The sequence below is a fragment of the Mucilaginibacter sp. P4_E8 genome, assembly GCF_056401495.1.
This window is the reverse complement of record NZ_JBFUJG010000171.1, coordinates 1-9,195: the sequence shown is the minus strand read 5'-3', so window position 1 is coordinate 9,195 and position 9,195 is coordinate 1. Positions and strand designations below refer to the sequence as shown.

Below are 9,195 nucleotides of genomic sequence, written 5' to 3'. Positions count from 1 at the left end.
GCAGCATACACACCCATTAGTGCAGCACGCTCTTCAGATTGACCTATTTTGGCATTTATCTGATCCAGTTCCTGTGAATATGCTTCAGAAAATTGTATTAGTAACTGTTTTGCCGGCAATGATTTTCCGGTACCTGGTGCCAGGGTTGTGGCATGCTTCCTGGCATTATCAAGAAGAGCAAGATATCCATCTTTTGCTGTTTTACCATCCAGATCAATATATTTATCTGCCAATGCTTCAGCTTTTATATAGGCATTTATTGCTGCTTCATCTTTCCCTTTAAGTACTGCACCTATTACCGTACTGGCTACGCCTTTTAACCCGTCTCTTATCCGGGGTAAAAAAGCACCTGCAATTCCAGGGGCTAAAGATCCAATTGCGAGGGATATAAGCTGTTCAAGTAAAGTTGGTTGGGCTTGCTTTTTATCCATTTCCTCTTGTATCGTTGATATAGCCGCCCGATACTTTGTATATGACAACGACATACGGAAAGCCGATTGACGGCGAATTTCTAATATCCATGCCGTATCAGCAGCTGCATCAACACCGTCTGGAACTGATCTCATTAATAATGATGTTGAACTCTTGCTTAAAGAAGGATTATCAGCCTTATTAAGTAAGTCATTTGATCCCTTTTGCTGTACTACATGTGTCAACTCATGGGCCATTAATTTCTTTCCGCTTTCGCTCTCAGGCGAATACTGGCCGCTGTTAAAAACAATATTATTCCCTGTTGTGTAAGCCAGTGCATTAATGGATTGCGCAGATTTTGCAGCCACCGAGTCGGTATGGATACGTACCTTTGAAAAATCCTGACCAAAACGAGGTTCATAAAACTGGCGGCTACTTTCAGGCAAAGCCTGCCCTGATGAGCCTAAAGATCCTACATAGCTATCCAGTTCGTTACTTCCCTGTACTTCAGCGCCAGAGCTTTCTTTGCGGTGCAGTTTTTCTTCTTCCCCACAATGCTGGCATTTACGCTGAACAGTTGTTAAGGATGGCTTAAAAAAAGCATTACCATTCATTGTAGGATCAGTCATGCGCATAACCCGGTCGGCCATAGTATCAGCCTCCTGCTCGTAAATATCATTGGGCTGGTTAATGGTGAGTTTTGTCTGAAAAAATGGCTTATGCCCGCTGCTCTGCACTGCAGTATGCTTATTAATTTTTGAATTGAAAAAACTCATTATATACTTAATTTGGCCTGGGGATAATCCCCCATATGTTATTTAGTTTAATTTAATGCTGCCTTGCACAGGTTGTTGGAGGGTTTGTTGGCGCATTACCTCTTGTACCATTAACAGTTTGTCGCTTTGTTAATAGTTCCTGTTGCTTTGTTTGGTGTGTTTGTTGTAATGTTTGATTAAGGCAGTAATAATAACCTAATGCCTGATCAATAATAGTTTTACGCATACTATCGGCCATGCGCCTGGTTCCTGCAAACTCATCTGCTATGGCATTGTGGTAAAAAGCAAGGAACTCCCTTTCATCCTGATGTGGCCTGCCTGCAAGCCCTGTTCTATATTGACCTATATGATCAAGCTCATGCCCTGTTTGTAGCACTCTCCTCGCAATTGATGTTTGACTGATATTATTTACAAAATAATCACCCACATCAATATCACCCTGAGTTGCGGCTCCTGAACCTACGGATTGGGTATGAAGCCCCGCTTCAGCACTAACATAGGTTATATTTCTAACCTTGCCTGAATCCTGCGGATAGTAAGCACAAACGATATCACTTACTGCACGGGTAGCTCTGGTTGCTATGGGCACGGTGGCATCAGCGGCCCTGTCTATTATGTTTTGAGCTCTTGTATCAATATCATTTCTTACTCCCGGTGCAACCGTAGCAGGTGCTGTCGCGCCTTCGGGACAAGTTATTCTTTGAACATTAGATAAATTTGTTGCAGATTGCTGTACCACATGAGTTAGCTCATGTGCCATCAATTTTTTACCGCTTTCACTATCGGGCGAGTACTGGCCGCTGTTAAATACAATATTGTTACCGGTAGTATAAGCCAGGGCATTGATGGATTGTGCAGATTTCGCAGCTACAGAATCAGTATGAATACGTACACTTGAAAAATCCTGACCAAAACGCGGCTCAAAAAAGCTTCGGCTACTTTGGGGCAGGGCCTGCCCTGATGAACCTAATGATCCAACGTAACTATCGAGCTCTTTACCTCCCTGTACTTCTCCAGCCGAACTTTCCTTACGATGCAATTTTTCTTCTTCCTCACAATGCTGACATTTGCGCTGAACAGTTGTTAAGGATGGCTTAAAAAAAGTGTTGTCATTCAGCGTAGGTTCACTCAGGCGCATAACCCGGTCGGCCATGTGATCAGCCTCCTGTTCATAAATATCGTTGGGTTGATTTATGGACAGTTTGGGTTGGAAAAAAAAATCATTCGCCTTATTTATTAAAGGGTTTGTTTCAGGAGGATGATATGCAGGGAGTGAATTTTTCATCTAAAAAAAGTAAATTGATGATTAAGGGTTTACAATATCTGTCATTGCTTTACTAACACGTCTGCTGGGCCTTGGTGTTAAACAAGGGGACATGATAAACCCACTGCCATGCCCAAGTCCCAGAAAATGCCCTGCTTCATGTGGAAGTCCCAGCCCATCCGCGCAAGGAGCATCAGCAATCAATGTATTACCTCCATTGGTTATTCCTCCGCTGCAACGATGATCCCCACCGCAAACCGGGGATGTCAGATCTCCAACACGAAATACGTTATAATTTACACCCGAGCCTAAAGCAGTAACAGTAGCCATTTCACCACCACCACTGCCATTGCTATCTACCTGGGCACCAAGATCGCCGGGAGCTACAACATCATTACTTGCACCACCGGTAAACATTACGTTTGATTGAAGTTGCCAAACATTGTTGAGCAAAGCCTGCATAACATTGGCAGCAGGGGTATGGTCAGAACAATGAGGGCCGCCGGCTGCCGCTGCGGCAGAATCACAAACATAATGGAATGCAACACTTCTATTAAGCTGGCTTTTAACCGATATACGCAATGTAGCAAGTACAGTAGCTCCTGCCATTGCTGTAATATTAGCTACACCTGCACTAATTCCATTAACCGATATACCTGTGGCAATGGCAGTTACCGTTGCCACGCCAGGTGTATCACTTACAAAAGTTGGAACAGAACCTGCAGGAGTTACGGTAACTCTTGCTATGCGGCGTTCGGTAACAGGAACAACTAACCAATTGGGCGCGACAGAATCATCATATCCGGCAAATTGTTGAGCAGGATCTTCAGAAAACACAGCAGCTGTGGCCGGCGCTGGAGCCGGAGCAGGTGCCGGTGCCGGAGCTGGTGCAGGCGCTGGAGCTGGTGCAGGAACCGGAGCAGGTGCTGGTGCAGGAACTGGTGTTGGCGCTGGTGTTCCCGACATACTGATATTAGCTACCTGGTTATTTAATTGCGAACCAAATTCATTGGTTTCGCCATGTGCAAATATGGTAATTAAGCCATCAGGAACACCGTTATTACGAAGCTCGTTTGCTACTGATAACGCCCTTGAACATGATAGTTGCCAATTCAATTCGTCGGTACCAGGCGTACTTGAATAACCATCTACACGTAAGACATCAGTACCTCCGCTGGCACTCCAGCTTGCAACAAAATTAGCTATATCAGTTCTCTGCGCTGGTGTCAATGTTGATGAAGATGTTTGAAATGAAGAACTTAACACACTTGGCGATGGGCTTGTATTGGCAACATCACATGCCATTGGGGGTATTGCAGCGGGGTTTCCGGCACGCTGGATCCTTTTGGTAGCCACACCACTCCCCTGTTGTACCACATGGGTAAGCTCATGAGCCATTAACCTTTTGCCGCTGTCACTTTCGGGCGAGTATTGCCCGCTGTTAAAAACAATATTATTGCCTGTGGTATAAGCCAGGGCATTTATGGATTGTGCCGATTTAGCGGCCACAGAATCGGTATGGACGCGTACATTTGAAAAATCCTGATTAAAACGTGGTTCAAAAAACTGACGGCTGCTTTCGGGCAGGGCCTGCCCCGATGAACCTAATGATCCAACATAGCTATCGAGTTCATTACTTCTCTGAACTTCATTAGCTGAGTTTTCCTTGCGATGCAATTTTTCTTCTTCTTCACAATGCTGGCATTTACGCTGAACAGTTAAAGGGTTTGGTTGAAAAAATGCCGCCCCGGCCATTGATGGCATAATCATACGCATAACGCGGTCGGCCATGGAATCGGCCTCCTGCTCATAACGGTCACCAGGTTCATTAACCGTAAGTTTAGGCTGTATAAGGGGTTTAAAAAAAGATGTCCTATTGTTAGGTTGACAAAGCGCTCCTCTTTTTTCGTTCTGATGATTACCGGGTATAAGCGAAGTCATTTCCATAAGCTTTACTTTTAAGAACATAAAATAACAAACCGGGCCGAATCACGATATATTACATCCACCCCGGAGTCTGCATCATGCAAGGTTGCTGTAACATTTAATTGTCCATCAGTATCAATATTAACAGGAAAAACTTTACCAAATGATGGTTCAAGTATCAGATTAGGCCCATTATATACAGGCTTAGTATCGGTTGAATGGTATAATACATTTGCGGGCTTACCAGTTGGTGTAAACGTAATATCAATACTTACAGGCCCTGGCTGAAAAGGTTGTGCATGAGGCGAGCTAATCCTGTCAACAAAAAACTCAACCCTTAAGGGGATATTAAAGCTCCGGCACGATGGCCATTTCATACAAGTACTTAACCCTGAACTTTCACCGGGTGTAGCGCTGCCAAAGCAATTACCTTTATAATCATCATCATAAACAATAATAGTAAGCAATTCTTTTGACCAGGGTTTATTTAACTGTTGCGGCGTTGCCTCCTCCTGCCGCTGAATAGCAGGTTTAAAAAAAGGGGCCTGTTTGCCGTCATCAACGGCATGTACGGCACTTGTGCCGTTTTTTATGAATTCATTTGTAAACATTCCCATCTTTTTTAATACCAGTCTACGTTTAATATTTGTTCCATCCACGGCAGGCGAATGGTTGAAAAGCCCCATGGAAGTTTACCTAACAGCACATCAACCGTTCTTTGTTCAACCGTTAGTAACCAGCCATTTTCCTTTGTTGTTAATTTCCCATCGCGTTCAAAAAATGTATTGCGCAAACCATCAACTGAGGTATTTTTTAAGGGTGCCCAATGATCTATGATAGCCTCCAATAACTTCTTCGATTCCATTTTTTCTTTCTTGCTTAATACTATGGAGGCCGGTAAGGTTTCATCCAGGGGGTAGCCGCATAAAATTTTCTGAAGTATCAGGTCAAATTCAGCAACTTCAACATTGCCTGTTGCTAAATAATGAAGTAGTAATACAGCCCGTTGGTGTGCTGTGTCATCAATAAATTTGCCATCAGCCAATAATTTTAGGCCTGTAAAAAAGGGAGCCAGGAAATAATGCAGTATTACTATTCCGCAGCTTTTTATATATAATTCATGGACGGTACTGGTATGCTTATTATTTTTTAATGAGGGATGAGAGGTTTTATCACCTTTTTCATTAGTGTAGTTTTGATTAGCCTGGTTCGGTTTATTGCCATTTTGATTAAACTTATGAGCCTGATCGGCTTCTTCTTGCTTTGACAATCCATTCCCGTCTCTATCGAGCTTGTTTATCTCCGTGTTTTTCTGATCCTCTACAGTGTAATTACCTTTAACCTTACCTTCAACCCTATCCTGCCCTGGCCTTTCCTGTGCTGTCATGAAAAGTTTAAGCTCCTTAAAAGCACTTTTAACTATGTTTGTTTTAAGCTGCTTATTTATCTCAGTTTCTTTGGATGCTGTAATATCATTCTCGGATATATTGAAATGGTCAGCCAGTAATTTTAGTGCCCTAAAAACCAATTCCATATCTTCTGCACCTGATAAAGCAGTATTGTTCCATAAAATAGGATCGTTTAATAAAGCATGGAAAATGTACTTCCATACTTCATCACGAACGGAGGGACGTTTCTTTAGGCAATTGCTAATTACAACACTAAGATCATCGTAAATAAGCCCCCATCCTTCATCTGTTTCGGGAGCAATGGTTAATAGTAACTTTTCTAAAAAGCTATCTGTAAACTGCAAAATAAGCCTTTGTAACACAACTGGTTTGGCTTTATAATTATCGCGTAACCAGTTAAAGAGATATTGATTTTTATTTCCGGAAAAACTTTCCAAAATTTCATTTTCCCAATCGGTTATTCTTTTTACAGAACTATACCAGGGCAAATGACCATGCTCGAGAAAGTAAATAAAGGATTTTACCAACGACTGTACACCGCTTAATACCTCTTCACTATTTGCATCATTTAACTTATCTTTTTTTGATGATAGATTTTTGCGCAACTCTTGAATAAAATGGTCTTTAAATTCCTGTTCAAAGTTTTGCGGATTTATGTACCCCAAATCGAGCTTCAAAGTATCAATACGTATAACATCGTCAGACGGGAACAGCTCATCAAAAACAGCCTCCATATTGCCGGGTAATTCATTTTGCATCAACGCGCTCACGCGATTTTGAAAAGCAAACGCCTCCTCCTTTTTGGGAAGGTTCAACGTGACCTTTTGCTTATGAATAATATGCCTCGACATCTGAAATTATTTATAGACTATTAAACAGTTTATTTTTTCTTCTTTCTACTAACAAGCTTTTCGACTCTTCCTGCGCTTTTAACCGGATCTATATTGGGTTCAAATAAACCATTAGCAGAAATATGCAGAATTTTAACATTCTCCTCTGATTGGTGGCAATTTCCATTTGATACCATTAGTGTTACCTTAACTTCCTTTTCACCGGCTCTTGGGTCAAATTTTATGGTTACGGCAGCAATGCCCACTGGTGATATATCCTGTACTATCCAGTCCGGATCAAAATTCCATTTATAAGTAAAGCTGGCATCCTGATCTTTTGGAATAAATTTTGCCATTATAACATTATCAGTAATGCCCGAATCAAATGTAAACTCGTTACCAGGAGTAGGAAGTACGGTAACTTCAAACGGATCAGAACTAACACCATTTACAGTATAAATTATGGAGTATTTGCCCTTCCCCGCGGTTGCCGGAGTAAAGGTTAGGTTTTTACCATCAAGCCCTGGTACCGTATTAMAAGTGCCGTTGGGTTCAGATACTTTAATTGGTTCGGGATTTGCATTATTATCACAAAAGGTTGATTCCATGGTAATAGTAGGTTTTTTCTGCACTGGCGGAGGTGGCTCTTTCTCAGACATAATATAGGCTACCGGCGGACAATCCGAACAGCACAGATATGGAATATAAAAATCTGCAATAACAGCGCCATTGGCTACCTGATATTTGGAGGTTGCCGCGGCCCGTCCTACTAAAGCGTTTATAAGGCTCTGTTTTTCTGATTCAGACACATCCTTACTATCAGTGAGGATCTTTTTAAATCTGTTAATGGTATTTTCATCCAGATCTGCTGCTGTAGAAACGCGGGCCTTTTCTGCAGGGGCGGCAGCCATCATTCTTCTTTTTTCACTCGCTACATCTGCAGCCCTGGCAATTGGTGTATCTGTTATAACTGCACCAGCATCATTAAATGTACGCCCCGGGGCGGTTGCAGGTATATTTTTATAAACCAGTACCAATGTACCTCCTTTTGGTACACCTGCTTTGTGTTCAAGCCCGGGATGGTTTTTGTAATAATTTAAAAAGGTAAGCTGCTGCAGGTATTGAGTAAGCCTGTTGGTGTATTCATTCTTTAATACCTGTAAGCGTTCATCAATACAGATGTTGGTTAGTACTCCAAACTCTTCAACTAAAAGATCAAGTTGATAATCTTCAATGAATGTTATCGCTGTACTATTTGCATTACCTGTGTTTTTTACCGTGAGGGCTATTAATGAATTAATGGCCAAAGTGGTGTACCGTATATAATTTTGATATAGCACTTCAAACTTATCCATATCAATACCAGAAATAGTATTAGTATTTAAAGTATACATCAGTTCCTCAACCGTATCAATAAACTGGAAAAAGTAATAATAAATAGCAGTAAGCGGATCATTTGAATTTATAGTTACCGGGTTGGTGAACACACCTGTGTTACTTAATGAGCTTAAATATCCGCTACCGATAGTATTGGGCTGGGCCGGACAATATTTGCGTAAAAAATCGCCTTTTTTATAAGCTTTGCTCAGTAACATTAACGGTTCAACCCCAAAGGCGGCCTGTAATTTAAAATCCGAGAATTTTATAGCATCTGCCGCAGGCGCCGTTGATATAACTCCGGGTGGCGGTGGGGTTGTAGGTGTTCTGGCTGGCGTATAAGGCATTTTTGAAATAAAGCAAAAGGTAACATGTATCTTACACATTGCTTCGCTAACTATAAGGTCATAATCTGTTTCCAGATCCCGAATGTTACAGTTAGGCAGCGTTGCCGTGCCGCTTAACTGTTCAGCAGAAATAGCTACCACATCAAAAGGCAGGTTATAATTTAAACGCTGGCTAAGAATGTTGGATAAAACGGTTTGATGGTTTTGCCCGATATGCCCTTCAACCCTGAAGAAATTATAGGGTTCAATATCATACAAAAGGGGCTTTACTACAGCGATATTAGTGTTATACAGACTGGCATTATAACTTAAATTAAAATCAGCATAGCCATGGCTGGTTTTATAATGGCTCCATGATTTATATAATTCATTGCCTGCTTTGTTTACTGTATAATAATATGGGATGGCCCTTTCAGAAAGTGGTGAAAACTCGTACTGGCTCGGGGTAATCCTTATGGCTGTTTGGCTTAAGATCCCTTTACTTTGAGCTATGAAATTACTCACCAATAGCATCATACGTTTAAACAACAGTATCACCTCGGCCGATTCGGTACCCATTTTTGAAAACAAAGGAGAGTAAATAAAATAGTTGCGATTGCTATCCCTTACATAAGCATTGGTAGCCAGCGAAGCATCGCCCAGAATTAAATGGAGGGGGAACAGGTTTTCATCGGGGCAACAAGTTGAAATGATGTTTGATACTTTTATTAAAAACTCATAATAGGCTTTGATCAGGTCATCAATAAAATCATAAAAATACTCAATGAGTACCGGGCTCTGTTTCAGGATCAGCGCGCGGTATTTCTTCAGATCGTCGGTCAGTGTGATGAACGGGTTTGAGCTTACTTTTAAAAC

The 9,195-nt window shown here is 41.6% G+C and carries 6 protein-coding genes; all 6 read right to left on the bottom strand.

Features of this window, described 5'->3' with window-relative positions:
- On the bottom strand, positions 1 to 1,187 hold a 1,187-nt coding region (locus tag AC1DRQ_RS27520), incomplete at its 3' end, for an eCIS core domain-containing protein (protein WP_477428713.1).
- A gap of 52 nt (positions 1,188 to 1,239) precedes the next feature.
- Positions 1,240 to 2,472 (bottom strand): eCIS core domain-containing protein, encoded by a 1,233-nt coding sequence (locus tag AC1DRQ_RS27515; RefSeq protein ID WP_477428711.1) that lies wholly within the window; start codon positions 2,470 to 2,472, stop codon positions 1,240 to 1,242.
- Between the two features lie 21 nt (positions 2,473 to 2,493).
- A complete protein-coding gene (locus tag AC1DRQ_RS27510) occupies positions 2,494 to 4,398 on the bottom strand; it encodes an eCIS core domain-containing protein (protein WP_477428709.1) in 1,905 nt (634 codons plus the stop codon).
- An 11-nt stretch (positions 4,399 to 4,409) separates the two neighbouring features.
- The gene (locus tag AC1DRQ_RS27505) at positions 4,410 to 4,988 is read right to left on the bottom strand and encodes a hypothetical protein (protein ID WP_477428707.1); all 579 of its coding nucleotides are present in this window, start codon (positions 4,986 to 4,988) and stop codon (positions 4,410 to 4,412) included.
- An 11-nt stretch (positions 4,989 to 4,999) separates the two neighbouring features.
- Positions 5,000 to 6,637 (bottom strand): contractile injection system tape measure protein, encoded by a 1,638-nt coding sequence (locus AC1DRQ_RS27500; RefSeq protein WP_477428705.1) that lies wholly within the window; start codon positions 6,635 to 6,637, stop codon positions 5,000 to 5,002.
- Positions 6,638 to 6,666: 29 nt separating this feature from the next.
- Positions 6,667 to 9,195: hypothetical protein (locus tag AC1DRQ_RS27495; RefSeq protein WP_477428703.1), on the bottom strand; the 2,529-nt coding region annotated here is incomplete at its 5' end.

What these genes read in the sequence shown, in the direction of transcription:
- AC1DRQ_RS27515 (WP_477428711.1), bottom strand. Translation starts at nt 2,472, where the DNA reads ATGAAAAATTCACTCCCTGCATATCATCCTCCTGAAACAAACCCTTTA.
- AC1DRQ_RS27510 (WP_477428709.1), bottom strand. Translation starts at nt 4,398, where the DNA reads ATGGAAATGACTTCGCTTATACCCGGTAATCATCAGAACGAAAAAAGA.
- AC1DRQ_RS27505 (WP_477428707.1), bottom strand. Translation starts at nt 4,988, where the DNA reads ATGTTTACAAATGAATTCATAAAAAACGGCACAAGTGCCGTACATGCC.
- AC1DRQ_RS27500 (WP_477428705.1), bottom strand. Translation starts at nt 6,637, where the DNA reads ATGTCGAGGCATATTATTCATAAGCAAAAGGTCACGTTGAACCTTCCC.